This window comes from Chryseobacterium sp. RLHN22 (assembly GCF_051011795.1).
GTDB classification, from domain to species: domain Bacteria; phylum Bacteroidota; class Bacteroidia; order Flavobacteriales; family Weeksellaceae; genus Chryseobacterium; species Chryseobacterium zhengzhouense.
The window spans coordinates 20,510-40,484 of sequence record NZ_JBPCHW010000013.1; the positions used below are offsets into that span (position 1 = coordinate 20,510).

The 19,975-nt window shown below is 33.9% G+C and carries 14 protein-coding genes; 11 read left to right on the top strand and 3 right to left on the bottom strand.

Features of this window, described 5'->3' with window-relative positions:
• The first annotated feature begins 114 nt into the window (after nt 1-114).
• Nucleotides 115-2,118: an NAD-dependent DNA ligase LigA gene (gene ligA / locus ACR1PN_RS13490; protein ID WP_433980457.1), complete on the top strand. Its 2,004-nt coding sequence runs from the start codon at nt 115-117 to the stop codon at nt 2,116-2,118.
• Nucleotides 2,119-2,218: 100 nt separating this feature from the next.
• The gene (locus ACR1PN_RS13495; protein ID WP_433980458.1) at nt 2,219-4,816 is read left to right on the top strand and encodes a DUF7619 domain-containing protein; all 2,598 of its coding nucleotides are present in this window, start codon (nt 2,219-2,221) and stop codon (nt 4,814-4,816) included.
• Between the two features lie 52 nt (nt 4,817-4,868).
• Here the strand turns inward: ACR1PN_RS13495 and ACR1PN_RS13500 are convergent, their stop codons facing one another.
• Both ACR1PN_RS13500 and ACR1PN_RS13505 read right to left on the bottom strand, forming a co-directional pair.
• On the bottom strand, nt 4,869-5,516 hold the full coding sequence (locus ACR1PN_RS13500) for a DUF1349 domain-containing protein (protein WP_433980459.1): 648 nt from the start codon (nt 5,514-5,516) through the stop codon (nt 4,869-4,871).
• 45 nt (nt 5,517-5,561) lie between these two features.
• Complete coding sequence (locus ACR1PN_RS13505; RefSeq protein WP_433980460.1) at nt 5,562-6,122, bottom strand: sugar O-acetyltransferase; 561 nt, start codon at nt 6,120-6,122, stop codon at nt 5,562-5,564.
• 76 nt (nt 6,123-6,198) lie between these two features.
• On the opposite strand from ACR1PN_RS13505, the gene ACR1PN_RS13510 reads away from it, so the two are divergent.
• The 8 genes from ACR1PN_RS13510 to ACR1PN_RS13545 all read left to right on the top strand — a co-directional run bounded on the left by ACR1PN_RS13510 (nt 6,199) and on the right by ACR1PN_RS13545 (nt 16,022).
• The gene (locus tag ACR1PN_RS13510) at nt 6,199-6,954 is read left to right on the top strand and encodes a response regulator transcription factor (RefSeq protein WP_433980461.1); all 756 of its coding nucleotides are present in this window, start codon (nt 6,199-6,201) and stop codon (nt 6,952-6,954) included.
• A gap of 42 nt (nt 6,955-6,996) precedes the next feature.
• Nucleotides 6,997-7,641 (top strand): MgtC/SapB family protein, encoded by a 645-nt coding sequence (locus tag ACR1PN_RS13515; RefSeq protein WP_433980462.1) that lies wholly within the window; start codon nt 6,997-6,999, stop codon nt 7,639-7,641.
• 202 nt (nt 7,642-7,843) lie between these two features.
• Nucleotides 7,844-8,425 (top strand): Crp/Fnr family transcriptional regulator, encoded by a 582-nt coding sequence (locus tag ACR1PN_RS13520; RefSeq protein ID WP_433980463.1) that lies wholly within the window; start codon nt 7,844-7,846, stop codon nt 8,423-8,425.
• 259 nt (nt 8,426-8,684) lie between these two features.
• Nucleotides 8,685-10,826 (top strand): S46 family peptidase, encoded by a 2,142-nt coding sequence (locus ACR1PN_RS13525; protein ID WP_433980464.1) that lies wholly within the window; start codon nt 8,685-8,687, stop codon nt 10,824-10,826.
• A 152-nt stretch (nt 10,827-10,978) separates the two neighbouring features.
• Nucleotides 10,979-12,178: a S41 family peptidase gene (locus ACR1PN_RS13530; protein ID WP_433980465.1), complete on the top strand. Its 1,200-nt coding sequence runs from the start codon at nt 10,979-10,981 to the stop codon at nt 12,176-12,178.
• Between the two features lie 131 nt (nt 12,179-12,309).
• Nucleotides 12,310-13,758 (top strand): MBOAT family O-acyltransferase, encoded by a 1,449-nt coding sequence (locus tag ACR1PN_RS13535; RefSeq protein ID WP_433980466.1) that lies wholly within the window; start codon nt 12,310-12,312, stop codon nt 13,756-13,758.
• 4 nt (nt 13,759-13,762) lie between these two features.
• Complete coding sequence (locus tag ACR1PN_RS13540) at nt 13,763-14,806, top strand: alginate O-acetyltransferase AlgX-related protein (protein WP_433980467.1); 1,044 nt, start codon at nt 13,763-13,765, stop codon at nt 14,804-14,806.
• A gap of 16 nt (nt 14,807-14,822) precedes the next feature.
• Complete coding sequence (locus tag ACR1PN_RS13545; RefSeq protein WP_433980468.1) at nt 14,823-16,022, top strand: retropepsin-like aspartic protease; 1,200 nt, start codon at nt 14,823-14,825, stop codon at nt 16,020-16,022.
• Nucleotides 16,023-16,084: 62 nt separating this feature from the next.
• Here the strand turns inward: ACR1PN_RS13545 and ACR1PN_RS13550 are convergent, their stop codons facing one another.
• The gene (locus ACR1PN_RS13550) at nt 16,085-18,952 is read right to left on the bottom strand and encodes a M16 family metallopeptidase (RefSeq protein WP_433980469.1); all 2,868 of its coding nucleotides are present in this window, start codon (nt 18,950-18,952) and stop codon (nt 16,085-16,087) included.
• 174 nt (nt 18,953-19,126) lie between these two features.
• On the opposite strand from ACR1PN_RS13550, the gene ACR1PN_RS13555 reads away from it, so the two are divergent.
• Nucleotides 19,127-19,957, top strand: a complete 831-nt coding sequence (locus ACR1PN_RS13555; RefSeq protein WP_433980470.1) for a GLPGLI family protein — start codon at nt 19,127-19,129, stop codon at nt 19,955-19,957.
• Nucleotides 19,958-19,975: the final 18 nt, after the last annotated feature.

Below are 19,975 nucleotides of genomic sequence, written 5' to 3' on the forward strand. Positions count from 1 at the left end.
GACATTTACGATTACCTTTTAAAATGAATTTGAACATTTGTTGAATTTAATCTTAATTTTAATCGCTTATTTCTCCGCAATACTTATTATTTTTGTTGAAAAGATAGAAAACCCATGTCCGAAAACATTCAGCAAAAAATTGAGCAACTAAGAAAAGAACTCCATCAGCATAACGAAAACTATTATCTTTTGGATGAACCGAGTATTTCTGATATGGAATTTGATCTTCTTTTAAAGGAACTTCAGGATCTGGAAGCAGAATATCCCGAATTTCATGACGATAATTCGCCAACTATTCGTGTCGGAGGCGGTGTTACCAAAATATTTCCGACGATTCAGCATCAGTTCAGAATGTATTCTCTGGATAATTCGTACGATTTTGATGATCTGGAAGACTGGGAGAAAAGAATTATTAAAGCCATTGATGAGCCCGTAGAATTTGTTGCCGAATTAAAATATGATGGTGCTTCAATTTCCATTCTTTATGAAAACGGAAAACTTACACAGGCCGTAACACGTGGCGACGGATTTCAGGGCGATGAAATTACCGCAAATGTCCGTACCATTTCAGATATTCCATTAAAATTAACAGGAGATTATCCTGAGAAATTTTATATGCGTGGAGAAATTTATTTGACGAGAAAAAATTTCGAGAAAATCAATAAGCTTCGTGAAGAAGAAGGACTTGATCCGTTCATGAACCCGAGAAACACCGCAAGCGGAAGTTTAAAAATGCAGGATAGCGGTGAAGTGAGAAAACGCAGACTTTCATCGGTACTTTACCAGTTTGTTTCAGAGGAAGTTCCTGCCGAGACACATTGGGAACTGCTTCATAAGGCTCAAAACTGGGGATTCAAAATTTCTGATCAGGCAAAACTGTGTAAAACTTTAGACGAAATAAAAGAATTCATCAATTTCTGGGATGTTGAAAGACATAACCTTCCTTTTGAAATTGACGGAATTGTTTTAAAAGTGAATTCATTAAAACAACAAAGACAGCTTGGTTACACGGCAAAATCTCCACGTTGGGCGATGGCGTATAAATTTAAAGCCGAAAAAGTAGAAACTGAACTGCAAAGTGTTTCTTATCAGGTCGGAAGAACCGGAGCCATTACTCCTGTTGCCAATTTGAAGCCTGTTTTACTGGCCGGAACTATCGTAAAAAGAGCTTCCTTACACAATGAAGATATCATCAAAAAGCTCGATTTACACGAAAACGATTTCGTTTATGTAGAAAAAGGTGGCGAAATTATTCCTAAAATTGTTGGTGTTAACACAGAAAAAAGAACACCCGAAAGCAAAGAATTAGAATACATCAAAAACTGTCCGGAATGTGGAACTGAACTGGTAAAAGTGGAAGATCAGGCCATTCATTTTTGCCCGAACGAGCTTCATTGTCCGCCGCAGGTTGTGGGAAGAATGATTCATTATGTTTCGAGAAAAGCTTTAAACATTGAAAATCTGGGAAGTGAAACTATCGAACAGCTTTATAAAGAAAGACTGATTGAAAATCCAGCTGATTTTTATGCTTTAACCAAAGAACAGCTTCTTCCGCTCGATAGAATGGCTGAAAAATCCGCACAGAATATCATCTCCGGAATTGAAAAATCAAAAGAAATTGCTTTTGAAAAGGTTCTGTACGGAATCGGCATTAAACACGTCGGAGAAACGGTTGCCAAGAAGTTGGTTAAAAACTTCAACACGATTGATGATCTGAAAAATGCAACTGCAGAAGAATTGTGCCAGGTAGAAGATATCGGAATGAGAATCGCTTTAAGCATCGTTGATTTCTTCAATAATCCGGAAAATATCCTAATGCTCGAAAGATTAAAGTCTTATGGAGTTCAGCTTGAAAAAGGAGAAAACACCAACGAGATTTTATCGAATGTCTTAGAAGGAAAAACCTTCTTATTTACCGGAAAGCTCTCTCTTTTCACGAGAGAACAGGCTGAAGAAATGGTTGAAAAACACAACGGTAAAAATATTTCCGCCGTTTCTAAAAACCTGAATTATTTAGTCGTTGGCGAAAAAGCAGGAAGCAAGCTTAAAAAAGCACAGGACATCGGAACGATTACAATTTTGGATGAGCAGCAGTTTTTGGATTTAATAGAGAAATAGATGAATTTTTAATAATTTAACATATTATACCATTGAGATTTAGTCTTAATGGTATATTTTTGTTATTCACTCTAAAAAGAATTTAAAACTAATAATTTATATGAAAAAACTCTATTTGCTTTTTTTATTTCTTATTTTTTCAATATCTCAAGCACAAATTGTAAATTTTGCTGATGCGAATTTTAAGGCATATCTTTTGACGGCTAATACAACAAATAATCAGATAGCTTTTAATGCAACAGGAGCAACAATTATTGATACAAATGGTAATGGACAAATTGAACTTTCAGAAGCGAGTGCAATTACCCGATTAAATTTAAAAAATAACACTCTGATTACCAATATAGGCGGAATTGAGAATTTTGTAAACGTTTTTAAAATTGATATTTCCAGCCTTACAAATCTGCAAAATTTTAACCTTAACAGTCTCCCACTTTTAAAATTTGCATATTTAACCAATCTTCCGCAAATAACTTCTTTGAATTTTGGTGGATCGACATTATTAAATACCTTAGAAATTTCGTCCTGTGATTCTGTCTCAAATCTAACTTTAAATTCCAATACTCTACAGTATTTAAAACTTACATACGGAGGTAATTATGGTAATTTAGATCTAACTAATTGCAGTATTTTAAAAGAATTGTATATAGAATCAACAAATGTTTTAAGCATTAATGTAAGCAATATTAGCACTCTTAATAAATTGGATGTTAGAAGCAATAATTTATTAAATGGTGTAAATATTTCCGGTTCGAACAATCTGACGCTACTTAGTATTGGTGGAAGTGGAAATTTGCAGACTCTTGATATTTCTAACAAATCAATTCTAAATGAAATCAGATGTCAATTTAATCCAGCACTTGCTTCACTTAGCATCTCAAACTGTCCAAACTTAAATACAATCTATGCAAATGGAAACAATCTATCCATCTTCAATTTGAGTGGAACCCCAAATCTTCAGTCACTAACTATAGGTGATAACAATTTATCTAATGTCAATTTAGGTAACCTACCCTATGTTACTTACCTCCAGTGTTCCCAGAATAATCTAACTTCTTTAGATGTAAGTACATTACCGGCACTCAAGTTTTTGTATTGCACAGGGAATAATCTGACAGAATTAAATTTACAAAATAATCCTGCGATGATGTCTATGTATTGTGAAAATAATAATCTACAATATGTGAGTGTAAAAAATGGAGGTCCAAATCCGATCAATACAAATTTCAATGGTAACCCTTCTCTTGTGTATGTATGCTGTGACAATGAAGATATAAGTTATTATGCCGCAAACTACTATTTATCATCTAATAATGTTGTGATAAACTCTTATTGTTCATTTACACCCGGTGGTGATTTTTACACCATTCAGGGAAATGCAAAATTTGATAGTAATAACAATGGTTGTGATGCAAATGATTTGAACAAATCTTACCAAAAATTCAATATTACCAATGGAACTGTTTCTGGTAGTATGATTTCCAATGGTTCTGGAAACTATACTATTCCTGTACAATCTGGTAATCATACTATAACTCCTATTTTGGAAAACCCTAATTATTTTACTGTTTCACCAACTACGTTAACTGTAAATTTTCCTGCCCAGACAAGTCCGGTAAATCAGAATTTCTGTTTGGCTGCCAATGGAAACCATAATGATCTGGAAGTTGTAATCATCCCGGTAACTGCTGCAGCTCCCGGTTTTGATGCAAAATATAAAATCTTTTACAAAAACAAAGGAACATCGGCACAATCAGGAACGATCGTTTATAACTTCAACGATAATCTGATGAACTTTTTAAACTCCACCATTGTTCCGAATTCGCAGGCAACAGGAGTTTTAGATTGGAATTTCAACAATCTAATGCCTTTCGAAACCAGAGAAATGGTGTTAAATTTTAAATTAAATACGCCTGTTCAAACTCCGGCGTTGAATGGTGGTGATATTTTGAACTACACAGCGCAAATCAATGGGTTAACAGATGAAACTCCTTCTGATAATATCTTTACGCTCAATCAAACTGTTGTAAATTCATTCGACCCGAATGACAAAACGTGTCTGGAAGGAACTGCAATCACTCAAGCGAAAGTTGGAGATTATGTTCATTATTTAATCCGATTTGAAAATACAGGAACAGCAAATGCACAAAATATCGTTGTAAAAGATGAAATTGATACTTCAAAATTGGATCTTTCAAGTTTAATTCCGCTTAATGGAAGTCACAGTTTTATAACAAGAATCACCAATCCTAATGTTATAGAATTTATTTTTGAAAACATCCAGCTTCCATTTGACGATGCAAATAATGATGGTTATATTTCATTTAAAATTAAAACAAAATCTACTTTAAATATTGGAGACAGTTTCAGTAATCTTGCTAAAATCTATTTTGATTACAACCATCCTATTATTACCAATAATTATACGACTACAGTTCAGAATGTTCTTTCTACTATGGGAAATTCAACAGACAAGAATTCCGTATTCATTTATCCGAATCCGGTAAAAGATGTTCTTTACATGAAATCAAAAAATGAAATTATAAAAGCTGAAATATATGATTCTGCAGGTAGAATTATACTTTCTACAAAGGCGAAAAAAAACTCAATCAATGTTGCTGAGCTTTCCAAAGGATCTTATATGATTAAATTATTTTTAAAAGATCATTACGAAGTACTGAAATTCATTAAATATTAAATTTAATTTTATAATAAAAACAGGCTGCCTTACAAAGACAGCCTGTTTTTTATTAATTTTTCTTCAACCATTCCAAGCGACGTTGGTCAGGAAGATGTTTTACAGAAAAGTTTTCAAAGGTTGCCTTAAAACCGTTTCCATCGGGAATTGCGGCCATGAAACCTACTTTTACCGGAATATTATCCTGCAAATGGGCGTTTCTCATCATTACATATTCTTTGTCGTCGAACGAGTAGAAAATTTCAACCGCATCTAATCTGCGAATCGCTTTTATCCAGACGAAAGGCGGAGTTTTATCCAGAACAATTACGCTCCAGTCGCTGGTTTTATGGGTAACAACGGTACTTAGGTTGAATTTCCCGTCAACAAATTCGACACCGGCTTTAATATAATTTTCTTCATCAATTCTTAACATCAGTCCCATCTGGTCGAAACGGGCTTTGTAATCACCGGTGATTTTAACTTTGGTTTCAAATTCTCCGCCGTATGTAGAATAATAAAACGGTGCATCATCAACGGTAAAACCATAGTGCGAAATCCTCCAGTAATCACTTTGTGGAGTAACATTCATTATAAGTTTTTTGTCTTTGATTTCCCATTGCTGAGGTTCGTTAAACCACGTCATTTTTTCCAAAGATTGCGCTTTTAAAACCTGAAATAAGTTTAAAGCTATAGTTGATACGAGTATTATTTTTTTCATTTCTAGATGATTGATATTGCTGCTATTCGCAGATCTTATTGAAAATTAAATTTCACGTACAACCTTACATGGATTTCCGAACGCCAAAACATTGGCAGGAATATCTTTTGTAACAACACTTCCCGCTCCTATTACTGTATTATCACCAATGGTAACTCCCGGAAGAATCGTACAGCCACCTCCAATCCATACATTGCTTCCAACCGTAATAGGTTTTGCATCTTCCAGACCTTTATTTCTTCTTTCTGCATCCAACGGATGTCCTGCTGTATAAAAACCGCAATTTGGAGCAATAAAAACGTTGTCACCGAAAGTTACTCTGGCACAATCTAGAATCACAACATTGTGATTGGTATAAAAGTTTTCTCCAATTTCAATATTGTAGCCGTAATCACAATAAAAAGGCTGCTCGATATGGAAATGATCTGTTGTCTTACCCAATATATTTTTAATGAGCACTTTTCTTTTTTCGATCTTAGAAGGTAAAAGGTGATTGTACTCAAAACACAGGTCCTTGCATTTTTGTCTTTCTTCTACCAAAACAGCATCATTGGCATCATATATTTCTCCTGCCAGCATTTTTTCTTTTTCGTTCAGATTATTCATTGTACTTTTACATTACGCTGTACAAATGTATAGGCTCAAAACATCATAACCAATACTGATTAATAACCATTTTTAAATGAAACCTGTTCAGTCTGACCTCAACAATCAATTATTACAACAAAATTTTGTTTTTGAAACGAAAACTGAAAAATGGCAGCTGGAAAAATGTCAGATCATGGCTAAAAATTTTGTGGAACTCGAAAACGGAATTGCCATTCTGAGTGATCTTAAAAACAATAAAAGTTATATTTATTCAGGGAAAATTGCAGATGAGCTGAATGTTTTTCAGAATAAAAAATCTATTGAAATTGAAAGCATCTGGGAAGATGAACTTTTTGACATTCTGGAAGCAGATGATGTTTTACAAAAGCATATTCTGGAGCTTCAGTTTTTTCAGTTTATTAAAACAGTTCCGTTTGAAAAGCAAAAAGATTTTAGCGTGGTGAGCCGGCTGAGAATTTCAGGTAAGCAAAAATCATTGATCCATAAAATGTTTTACTTTTCAGATCCTTATCACAAAAATGTAGAATTTGCTCTTTGTCTTTACCATTTCGATTTTTTTACGGTAGCAAATTACACAGGAATGATTATAAATAATTCCGATGGAGAAATTATAAGACATACAGAAGTTGAAAATTCCGATTTTCTTTCTTCCCGGGAAAAAGAAATCCTTAGAATGATTCAGCTCGGAAAAAAGAGTAAAGAAATAGCCGGACTGCTTTTTATCAGTGTAAATACTGTCAATCGTCACCGACAAAACATTCTCGAGAAAATGCGTGTTTCAAATACAACGGAAGCATGTACAATGGCTTTAAAATTGAATTGGATCTAACGTCTAAATTTATTGTAATTTTATTTCTCTAAATTTTAAAAAATGGATTTTCTAAAAGACCATTCCATACAAAATGAGCTTTTACTGATTTTCTTTTCGGTACTACTGGGACTTTGCATCGGTGCAGAAAGAGAATACCGCAATAAGTCTGCAGGGTTACGGACTTTTATATTGGTTTGCTTTGGCTCTTGCCTGTTTACCATTCTTTCCATAAAAATAGGTATTCATGATCCGGATCGGCTTGCTGCAAATATCATTACGGGAATTGGCTTTCTTGGAGCCGGAGTTATCTTCAAAGGCGACAATAAAATCGACGGAATTACAACGGCAACAACCATTTGGGCTACGGCTTCCATCGGAATGGCGGTTGGTTCAGGATATGTTTATCTTTCATTACTGGGAACGGTTCTCGTTTTGCTTATTTTAAGCTCGCTCACCTATTTTCAGAATTTCATCGATAAAAATCATAAGATCCGTGAATATAGAATCACAATTTCCAACAAGGAAGATCTTAAGCATTGTGAATTATTATTTAAAACAAGCGGTCTCAAATCGACGGTTATCAAACAGCAGTTTTCAAGAGAAAACCTGGTGACCACATGGCGTCTTACGGGTAAAGACCAGCATCATGAAAATTTTATCAAGAAAATGATGGATGATGATAAGGTAATGGCTTTTTCGTATTAATTGCCTCAATTGTTTATTTTTTCAACCAATTCAAATACTTAGCTTTATATTTTAAAGTTTTCGGGTGTATTTTTTTTAAAAAACACATTTAAGCTTCTCATAAGCACAATATAATTGGCGCCAGAGCTTAAAAAATCTCCTTTAAAAAGGATATTTTGGCTCTACCTTTGCAACAGAAAAACTCAATAAACATACGGAATTTATGGAAAAATTGCTGAATATTTACAACTCAATAGAAGGTCTTTCTAAGGAGGAAGCTCTTTACCACGTCAATAAATTTGAGAGAATGGTTTTTCCTAAAAAAACAATGATCCTAAATGAAGGAACTGTAGAAGATTATCTTTATTTCATAGACAAGGGAATCATCCGTTTTTTTGTAAATAAAGTTCATCCTACAGAACCCCCGAAAGAGGTTACATTTTCTTTTATAGCTGAAAATGCGTTCTGCAGTGCATATGATTCTTTCATCACCAGAACGCCATCTTCCTATAATGTGAAGACTGTTCAAGAAACAGTGGTATACAGAATTCATTATGACGATATTCAGGAACTTTACAAAAGAAGTAAAGTGGGAAATTATCTGGGAAGAATTTCAGCAGAAAATCTTTATGTAAGAAAAACACAGCGAGAAATTTCTTTATTGATGCACAGTGCCGAAGAACGATACTTAAACCTGGTAAAAGCGTACCCGAAATTCATACAGGAAATTCCGCTCAAGCATATCGCTTCTTATATCGGGATTACTCCTCAGGCTTTAAGCCGCATCAGGAAACAACTTTTATGAACATAGGTTCATTTTTTAGCTTGAAAATAATACGTTAATTTGCGGTAAGTAAAAGGAAACACAAGTGATGGAAAATTTTACTTTTCAAAGACTGATGAAATAAAGTACAAATTACAGTACGAAAGATTTTTAAAATTGTTTTAAGAATCACAGCTGAAAAACATAATCCCGGAAAGCCCTTTCTAAATTTAAATTTTAGGAAGGGTTTTTCTTTTAGTAAAAAAATTAAAATGTGTATTTTTAGGCAAAATTTTAAATAATGATAAAACGTAATATTCTTATTGCTTCAGCATTCTTCAGTTTCTCTCTGGGAATTGCTCAGCAATACGGTGGAATGTGGATTCCTACGGAGCTTAATGAAAAGGAAATGAAAGATCTCGGAATGAAAATCTCTGCAAAAGACATTTTCAACACTCAAAAACCGAGCATTAAAGACGCAGTGGTACAGTTCAACGGTGGTTGTACAGCAGAAATCATCTCTCCGAAAGGATTATTACTTACCAATCATCATTGCGGTTACGGGCAGATTCAGGCACATTCAACGGTCCAGAACGACCTTCTTTCTAATGGTTTCTGGGCAAAAAATATGGAGACAGAACTTCCGAATCCCGGGGTTACTGTAGATTTTATCGTAGATATCAAAGAAGTGACGAATCAGATTCTTGAAGGGACAGATGCTCTGCAGGACCAGGATCTGGCGAAAAAAATTGCCAATAATATTGAGATTTACAAAAATTCTCAGAAAATTGAAAACTACCAGTCAATTTCTGTAAAACCGATGTACTACGGAAATAAATATTACGCTTATGTCATTGAAACGTATAAAGATGTACGTTTGGTAGGTGCACCACCTCAAAGCATTGGAAAATTTGGTTCAGATACGGATAACTGGGTTTGGCCAAGACATACGGGAGATTTCTCAATGTTCAGAATTTATGCTGATAAAAACAATAAACCTGCGGAATATTCAAAAGATAATATCCCTTATGTTCCGAAGCATTATCTTCCGGTTTCCATCAAAGATAAAAACGAAAACGACTTTACTTTCGTATTTGGGTTTCCGGGAAGAACAACAGAATATCTTCCTGCCATTGCAGTTGAAAAAATCATGACCGAAATTGATCCTGCAAGGATTGCTGTACGTGATGTCGCTTTGAAAACATTAGACGAAAAAATGCGTGCCGATGATGCAACAAGAATCAAGTATGCTTCAAAATATGCTTCAGTTGCTAACTACTGGAAAAAATGGATCGGTGAAGTGGAAGGCCTGAAAAAGTCGAATGCCGTACAGAAAAAAGTAATGTATGAAGGTTCTCTGGTAGCAAAAAATCATGAAGTAAAAATAACCTTGGATCAATTGAATAAATTATACAATGATCAGGCTCCTTTTGCTTTAAACAATGCTTACTATACAGAGGTTGTAAGAAATGCTGAAACATTTGCCCTTGCAAATATGTTTTCAAATCATATTACTGCAGTGGAAGCCGGAAAAATGGATGAGAAAGGATTAACTGCCTTCAAAAAGAAACTTACATCTTTCTACAAAGATTACAGTGCAGAACTGGATGCTAAAGTTACTGCTAAACTTCTGGCTTTATATGCCAACAAAACAGCTCCTCAGTTTTTACCTGCCGGTTTTGATAAATATAAAAATGAAATACAGAATATTACAAGTTTTGAAGAAATGTCTAAAAACTCTGTAATCACAGGAAGAAGCCAGGTAAACGGAGCAGCTCTTAACGGAGATATTGAAAAAGCATTTTCGAACCAGGACAAACTAATTAAAACCATAAAAAAAGACCCTGTTTATCAGCTATTTATGAGTATTAAAGATACGTACATGAAAACAGCTGATCCTCAGTTCACTGATTTACAGGCGAAAATTGATGTCTTGCAGAAAAAGTATATGGCACAACAAATGTCTACGGATAAAGACAGAAAATTCTTTCCGGATGCAAACTCCACCCTTCGTGTAACTTATGGAAAGGTAAAAGGTTCTACGCCGAGAGATGCTGTTTCATACGATTACCAGACTCATTTGGCGGGAGTAATTGAAAAATATGTTCCGGGAGACTATGAGTTTGATGTCCCGCAAAAACTAATCGATCTTTACAACAAAAAAGATTACGGAATTTATAAAGATAAAAGCGGTGATGTTCCTGTAGGATTTACAGCAACCAACCACACTACCGGAGGAAACTCAGGAAGCCCTGCTTTGGATGCCCATGGAAACCTTGTGGGTCTGAATTTCGACAGACAATGGGAAGGAACGATGAGTGACATCAATTACGACCCTCGTTTCAGCAGAAACATTATGGTTGACACAAAATATATTCTTTTCATTATCGATAAATTTGCCGATTCGAAGTGGCTGATTGATGAGATGAAAATTGTAAAGTAAAAAAAATAAATCCTGGAAAAATCCAGGATTTATTTTTTAAGATTTATTACTATCAATAAGCAATTATAGACTTTTGATTTCATAAACTTTAGCTTAATAAAACTCTTCATCATGTGAAAAATTCATATATTTGAGTTATTTTTTATCAATATATGATTATAAAAAAATTGCTGACAGTTATTTTCGTAGTTTTCATTTTATTGTGCGGAAACTTTTCTGCCCAAACAAAATATCAAAAAGACTTTAATGAATTCTGGAATGATATTAATGACCATTACGCATATCTTAATGAACAGAAAATTGACTGGAAAAAAGCAAAGGAAATCTATGAACCTCAGGCTGAAAAAATCAAAAATGATTCAGATTTTATAAGACTTCTTGAAAATGTTTTAAATGAACTTTATAATGGGCATTCTTCACTCAGCATCAATCTAAACTCATCAAACAGACTAATTCCGTCAGGACAGGACGTTTATATTGAGAAAAAAGGAAATGAATATTTTGTAACTGATATAAGAAAAGGATTTGGTGCAGACCAATCCGGATTAAAAATTGGTATGCAGATCACAAAATTTAATGGAAAAGATATTGACAGTCAATTACAAAAATTTCTGCCAAAATTTACTCAGTATCACAGTGCAAAAATGTATCAGTATGCATTGGATATGTTGTTTGCCGGAACTCATGACACCAAAAGAGAAATCACTGTCATTGAAAATAAAAAAGAAAAAGTTTTCAAACCCATCGATTATAATTACGGGCCGAGCGAAACATTACTTTCCAGCAAAGTCCTAAACGAAAATACAGTTTACATCAGAGTCAATAATTCTTTGGGCAACAACAATTTAATTTCAGAATTTGATAAAACCCTTGATACTTTTATCAACTTCAAAAATGTGATCATCGACCTGACTGAAACACCAAGTGGAGGAAATTCTACAGTTGCAAGAGCTATAATGGGCCGGTTCACAGATAAACAACTTCCCTATCAGATTCATGAATTTGATGAAAAACAATTTGAAACCAAAAGACACTGGACAGAATTTGTGACACCCCGCAAAACAATATTTAAAGGAAATGTATATATTTTAGTCGGACATTGGACCGGAAGCATGGGCGAAGGTATTGCTATCGGATTTGACGGCATGAAAAAAGCAAAAATTATTGGTACTCCAATGGCAGGACTTCTTGGGGCAATATCCGGGTTTAAGTTATCAGAAACTCAAATAAGATATCAGTTTCCAACGGAAAGACTTTATCATATTACTGGCACTCCGAGAGAAAATTTCATTCCTCAGGTCAGAACACAAAACATTGAAGAAACAATTCTTAAAGCAAAAGAAATTAAATAATTGTTTGCACTAAACTCCTCAGAGATTCAAAAAAATTACGTCATTTTTTCACAACCACATGAAAATTCAGAATCAAATTTTCATATTTTTGACAGTTACCAGATGATATTTTAACCAAAGATACTTATACAATGCTTTTTAACTCAATTCATTTTGTGATTTTTCTGCCTATCGTATTTGTACTGTATTGGTTTGCACTAAATAAGAATCTTAAACTTCAAAATATTTTGCTTCTTGCAGCAAGTTATTTTTTCTATTCTTGCTGGGATTGGCGTTTCATGTTCTTACTTTTATTTACTACTTTACTGGATTACTTCACCGGACTAAAAATGCAAAGTTCAGAAAATCAAAACAGAAAAAAACTTTGGCTTTGGATAAGTATTGGTATAAATTTAGGATTTTTGGGTGTTTTCAAATACTATAACTTTTTTGCAGAATCCTTTGCAGAATCCTTGTCTTATCTGGGCTGGAACGTAAGCCCATCGATTCTGAATATTGTTTTACCTGTAGGAATATCGTTTTATACTTTCCATGGTCTTTCTTATGTAATTGATGTGTATAAAAACAAGATAAAGGCAGAAGAGAACTTCATAGATTACGCTGTTTTCGTAAGCTTTTTTCCACTACTGGTTGCCGGGCCGATTGAAAGGGCAACTCATCTTATTCCACAGATCAAAAAACAACGAACTTTTAATTATGAAAATGCCGTGGATGGAATGAGACAAATCCTTTGGGGACTCTTCAAAAAAATTGTCATTGCCGATAACTGTGCCGTTTTTGCCAATCAGATTTTCAGCAATTCTGACGATTTATCAGGAAGTACACTTGTTTTGGGAGCTGTGTTTTTTACATTTCAGATTTACGGCGACTTTTCAGGATATTCAGATATTGCCATAGGAACCGGGCGTCTATTCGGTATTAGCCTTTTGAGAAATTTTGCTTTTCCATATTTTTCGCGTGATATTGCTGAATTTTGGAGACGTTGGCACATTTCTTTATCATCATGGTTTAAAGATTATCTTTATATTCCGTTAGGCGGAAGTCGAGGCGGAAATCTCATGCGGGCCAGGAACACATTTGTCATATTTTTAGTAAGCGGATTTTGGCACGGTGCAAACTGGACCTTTATTGTCTGGGGATTACTCCACGCTATTTTCATTATGCCTTCAATAATTCTGAAAACAAACAGAAACCACATCGATGTGGTTGCTAAGGGGAAAAATTTCCCAACTTTGAAAGAAGGCTTTCAGGTAATACTGACATTTTCACTGATCGCTTTTTCATGGATATTTTTCAGAGCAGATAATATCACTCATGCTCTCAGCTACATTTCGAAGATATTTTCGCAAACCTTGTTTACTCTGCCACGATTTGAAAACATGAAAGATGCATTTGTAGTGATTTTTATAGTATCTATATTTATGCTGATCGAATGGAAAGGCAGGGGGCAAGAATATGCTATCGCAAAGATTGGCATTAAACGACCTTCCTATTTTAGATATACTTTCTATTTTGCAATTCTTTTTGTCTTGTTTTGGTTTGGCGGTAATCAGCAGCAGTTTATATATTTTCAGTTTTAAAATAATGAAAAAGTTTATCTTAAAAAGCCTTGTATTTACCCTACCGTTTTTGCTGCTTCACCTTATAAATGTGCTTTTTTATGATGTGAATGATGGAGATTTAATTCGGGTTGGATATCTTTATTCAAATCCATGCTCAAATAAAAGTATAAACAGCCAGTTTAAAATTAAAAAAACGTATAAACAGGTATCTCAAATCGATATAAGCAAAGAAAATAAATTTAACGTTATCACTTTTGGCGATTCTTTCTCTGATCAGGATTCTTTAGGATATCAAAACTATCTTGCAAAAAGAGGATTCTCTGTTTTAGACATCGATAAAAGTTTAGGCGAAAACTCCATCGAACGGTTAATACAATTTGCCAACGGGGATTTTTTTGACAAGGTTAAAACTGAGTATGTTGTATTGGAAACTGTGGAACGGAAGTTTATAGATTATGCACAATCTGTCAAAATTAATTCCGCCGTTCAGACCAGTTCTATAAAAAAAAATATTCTCTCAATTCCTAAAGAACATAAAAGCGAAGAACTTGATTTTTTTTCAGAAACTACTTTAAAAGCGCCTTTATCAAATATTCTTTACGAATTTGAAGATAAACCTCAGACATCTCAAACCTTTAAAGTTCGTACTGATAAAAATACTTTATTCTCGAATCATCCAGACCATCTTTTATTCTACCAGGATGACTATCTCTTCCTTTCTCAAAAAAACAGCTATTCTGCGGTTAATAAAGCAAATGATATCATCAATCACATTCTGGAAATTCTTAAAAAGAAAAATATTAAACTTATTCTATTGATTGCTCCTGATAAATATGATATTTATTATCCTTATATCTCCCATCAAGAAAAGTATCAAAAACCGTTATTTTTTCATAATTTAGAAAGTCTTCCGAAAAAATATACGCTACTGGAATCGTTTAAAGCATTATCAAAAGCAATAGAACAAAAGAAAAATGTCTATTATTATGCAGACACCCATTGGTCGCCAATAGGTGCTGAAATTATTGCTAATGAGATTGCTAAAGAAATTTCTTTATCTCAATAAAAATATCTATTATCCTATGAAAAAAATTTTATGCATCGTATTTCTGACATTTCTTATGAGTGTAAGTTTTGCTCAGAATAAAATCAATCTCAATCAGGGAACAATTTTACCAAAAAAATATAATCAGGTTGTTCCTTATGAAAATATAAAAGGAAAACTGATGGTAAAAGTTCAGATTAATGAAAAGCCCTATAAGTTCCTTTTAGATACCGGAGCTCCTTTTGCCGTTTCTGAGAAGATTTTTAAAGAATTAAACTTAAAAACTGTTGATAATGTTGATTTGCGTGATTCTTCTGGAAAGACTGAAAAAATGATCATTACAAGTCTTCCTGATTTGCAGGTAGGAGAAATACATTTTAAAGATAGTCCGGGAATTGTTTTTCAGGAGACAAGCGCTGAAATCCTTGACTGTTTTGGAGTTGATGGAATCATTGGAAGTAATATGCTGCGAAATTCTGTAATACAGTTTGATGACAGAAACAAACAGATTATCATCACTGATAATGCTAAAAATTTATCATTGGATACTGATGTTTATCAGGAGTTGGTTTTGTCGGCAAGCCAGAGCAATCCTTTCATTAATGTCATTTTGAAAAAAGGAAAAAATGACGCCAGCGATAAAATTCTTATTGATTCGGGTGCAGAAAGCTTTTATGAGATGTCTTTGGACGCTTATAAATTTTTTAAAGAAAAAACTGATGTCATTACAACCGTTGCAGAAGGTAAAGGAACATATTCTTGGGGATTTCATGGGATGAGTGATTTACAGGTTCAGCATATTTTAGAAGCTCCTGAATTTATTCTCAACAATGAAAAATTTGAAAATGTACGAATTACAACTACAGAAAGTAAAGAATCCCGAATTGGATCTAAAACCTTTCAGTTTGGTAAGTTGACATTGGATTACCGTAAAAAAAGATTTTATTTTGAACCTTATAAGAGTATTGATAAAACAAAAGTTTCTGAAAAGACATGGGGTATTTCTCCTACTATGAAAAACAAAAAATTTGTAGTCGGAATTATTTGGGATAAAAATCTGGAAAAAGAAATAAATCTTGAGGATGAAATTCTTCAGTTTGGAAGCCTCGATTTTCAAAAGAAAGATTTCTGTGAGTTGGTGAAAACAGACACCGATTTTCAGGAAAAAGAGCTTACTATCGTTTTAAAAGATATAAAAACCGGAAAAATTAAAAATGTTACAATAAAAAAAATATAAAGAGCTGAATATCATATTTAATGTGAAAAAAATCTGCTGAGAATTTCAGCAGATTTTTAGTTTTAATATCCAAAAATTTCTTCCAGACTTACTTCCTCAAAACTTCCCATTTCATCCACAGCATTCATATTCAGGTTTTCTTTTTTTCCGATAATGGCGGTGTTAAAACGAATCGGTTTGATCGAGGTCTGATAAAATTCTTTCAGGTCATTAAATTTCAGGTTTTCGATCTGACGATAAATATCTTTTCTGAAATCGTAATCAATTCCCAGTTTTTTCAGTCGCAATGTATTAAAGAAAATATTGGTTCTCGTAATCCTTGTGGAAGCAATCTGCTTGAGTGCTGCATTTTTAGCATTTTCAAACTGAGCAGGAACTTCAGGAAGTTCATTCATTAATTCCGTCATCGTATCAACGGCAATCTGTAGTTTATCGGGCTGAGTTCCGATATAAGTTGTGATATAATCCGGATGATTCAGTTCAGAATTCGGAGCGTAAGATACATAAGCAGAATACGCCAGACTTTTGCTTTCTCGAATTTCCTGAAAGACAATTGATGATAAACCACGGCCGAAATATTCATTAAAAACATTAATTTTCCCAAAGTTTTCAGGATTTACATTCTGACCTTTTCCAATTTTGCTCATTTCCATCTGAACCATATCGTAATCGGTAAAATAAACAGTTCCTGTTGTTTCCTGTTCAGGATATTTTTTAGGCTCAGGAATTTGAAAAGCTTCATCAGTGATATAGTTCGGAATATAATTTTTAAAGCCTTCAAAATCTTTCCCATAAAAGAAAATTTGGTAAGGGAAGCCGAAGAGCTTTTTCATCCGGTTGGTAAACTCTTCCACTCTTGTATTTTCCAGCCGCTCTTTTGAAATAATATCTAAAAATCTCGACTTTTTCCCAAGCTTTGTATACGTCGTTAAAGCCGTCATAATGCGGTTTTTATCTTTTTTTACAGCCTCCCGGTTTTCAAGCAGTGTTTCGACAAAATGATTATAAATTTCCTGATCAGGTTTTACATCAGACATCCAATGCTGTAAAAGAGAAATTCCTTTTTCAAGATTAGATTCCAATCCGCTTAATGAAATGGTTAACTGATCTGGAGTCGTTTTAAAATCATTGGTCACCCCAATCTTAAAGAATTCTTTTTTCAAATCCTCAGGCGAAAATTGATCTGTTCCCAAATACTGCAAAATCTGCGTTGAGATTCCCAAATCTCTATCGTGGTCGCTTCCTAAAGGAAAAATAAAATGAACCTGTGCTAATTCATTGTATTTATTTTTAACAAAATTCAGTTTCTTGCTCTTAGCTAAATCCGTCTTAATTTCTTTTTTATAATCAATAAATTCAGGCTGAATATCCTCTGTTTTGTCATTTAAAATCTCCTGTAGAAACACAGATTGTGCTTCACGATTGATTTTAACAGGTGTGATTCCGGGATTTTCTACCCGCAATAATTTGTCGTTAACCCCTTTTTCTTTATTAATAATCACATAATTATCTTTAAAAAAATCATTTGCAAAATCGATTACATCCTGTTTTGTGAACGATGCATATTCATCCATTTCACTCAGCTCTTCTTCCCAGGTTTTTCCTTTAATATACGTATCGTAAAGATTTGTTGCCAAGCCCTCTGCGGTTTCCAGACCTTTTAAACGTTGTAATTTAAAATCATTGATGATGGCAGGAAGCATCCAGTCCGGAAAATCTCCTTTTTTCACTAATTCTAGCTGTTCCAAAATCATTTCTTTAGCTTCCTGCAAGGTCTGATTTTCTTTCGGAACTGCAACAACTGAAAAATATCCGTATTGTTTTAAACCTAAAGAATACGCTTGAGCCCAAAGCATTTTCTGCGTCTGATTGATGTTTAAATCCAACAATCCGGCTTCTCCCCTATTGCTTAAAATATTGGCTGTAACATCCGCAAGCATTGCTTCCTTTGTTCCGTAACTGTCGGTTCTCCAAGCCAGTTGAATTCTTGGTGTTGTCGGACTTTTAACTGTTCTTTCAACAATTTCAACCTGTGGTTTTTCTATAATGACATCTTTTTTTGGCAACTCCTTATACGGAATGGTTCCGAAGTATTTATCAATTAAAACAACCGTTTCTTCGAAATCTAAGTCTCCTACCAAAACCATTGCGTAATTGTTGGGAACATAATATTCATCAAAATATTTGTGAATCGCCTTCATAGAAGGGTTTTTCAGATGTTCCGGATTTCCCAGCGTTGTTTGCTGACCATTCGGATGAGTCGGGAAAAGCGCATCCATCAATTCGTAATTAACCAAACGGGAATCGTTATCCTGTGCTCGGTTAAATTCTTCGTAAACCGATTCCAGCTCGGTATGGAAAAGCCTTAAAACCATTTCTGAGAAACGTTCTTTCTCAATCTTCAGCCATTTTTCAAGCTCGTTGTTGGGAATGTTATTTTTATAAACAGTCTCGTCAAACCAGGTATGTGCGTTAGTTCCTGTTGCTCCCAAAGAAGAAATCGCTTTATCATATTCATTGGCAATGGCATATTGGCTTGCTTCCTGAGAAATTTCGTCTATCTTTTTATAGATTTCTTTCTTTATTTCAGGGTTTTGCTCAGCTTTATGCTTTTCGTATAAATCGGAAATCTGCTCTAACAAAACTTTTTCTTTTTCCCAGTTTTGAGTTCCTATTTTCGATGTCCCTTTAAACATCATGTGTTCAAGATAATGCGCTAAACCTGTATTATCAGAAGGATCGTTGTTGCTTCCCGTTCTTACCGGGATAAAAGTCTGAATTCTCGGTGCATCAAAGTTCTGGGCAAGAAAAAGCTTTAATCCGTTTTTCAGAGTATAAATTCTTACTTTATTTTCGTCGTTGGTAATGGTAATATAATCGTAATTATTTTTGTCGGTATGGTGTATTTCACTGTATTTTTTGTCAGTCATATTCTCTTTTTTCGGTTCCGATTCCTCGAAACATCTTACAAATTTACGCATTCATGAAAGATAAGAAAAGAATCTATGATAACGATAAAGAAAATTGATGAAAAGTAAATTGAATTTTATATTAATAATTCATTTAAAGAGAATTTTATTATCTTGTAGCTTTAACATTTCATCATGAAAAAAGCGTTATTTATTATACTTTTACTACTATTCGGCATTGCAGAATCTCAGACTCATCGATTTTTTTATGAAGTAAAATACAAAGAAGATTCTACTCAAACCACTCACCAAAAATCGTTTGCCGTTTTAGACATCAATCCGGATGAAACAAAATATTATGATTACTCATTTTTGGAAAAAGATTCTTTAAATAAAATCAACCAATCGCAAAACACAAGCTGGACAGCGCAAATCCCGGTAACAAGGAAAAAAAACACAAATACAAATATCAATTTTGCATTTGCAGGTGACCAGTTGTATTCTTATCCGACCCAAGATGTAATAGAATGGAAATTGTCTGAGGAAACCAAAAAAATTTCCGATTTCAATGCTCAAAAAGCAACTTCCAATTTCGGAGGAAGAAAGTGGACTGCATGGTTTGTAAAACAAATTCCGTTTTCTGAAGGTCCTTATAAATTTACAGGATTACCCGGCTTAATTGTTTCATTGGAAGACAGTCAAAATCAGTTTAGTTTTAATTTAATCAAAAGCAAAAAAATAGATAAAACTTACGATACAAAAAATATTCTTGAAGTAAGATATGGCAATAAACCTATAATGATAACGGAGAAAATGTTCATTAAAAAATCTTTGGAATATTATCAGGATCCTTACCAGCAAGATCGTGAAGACCTCAAAAAAGGAAATACAGTAGTTGAAATCGAAGGAGTAAAATACACCAAAGCAAGTGATCTGATTCCGTTAATCAAAGATGAGCAGGAATATATCCGCAAACATAATAATCCTATTGAGAGAAATAAAGCCATTAATTATCCCGTGAAATAATTCTTTAAATATTCTTAA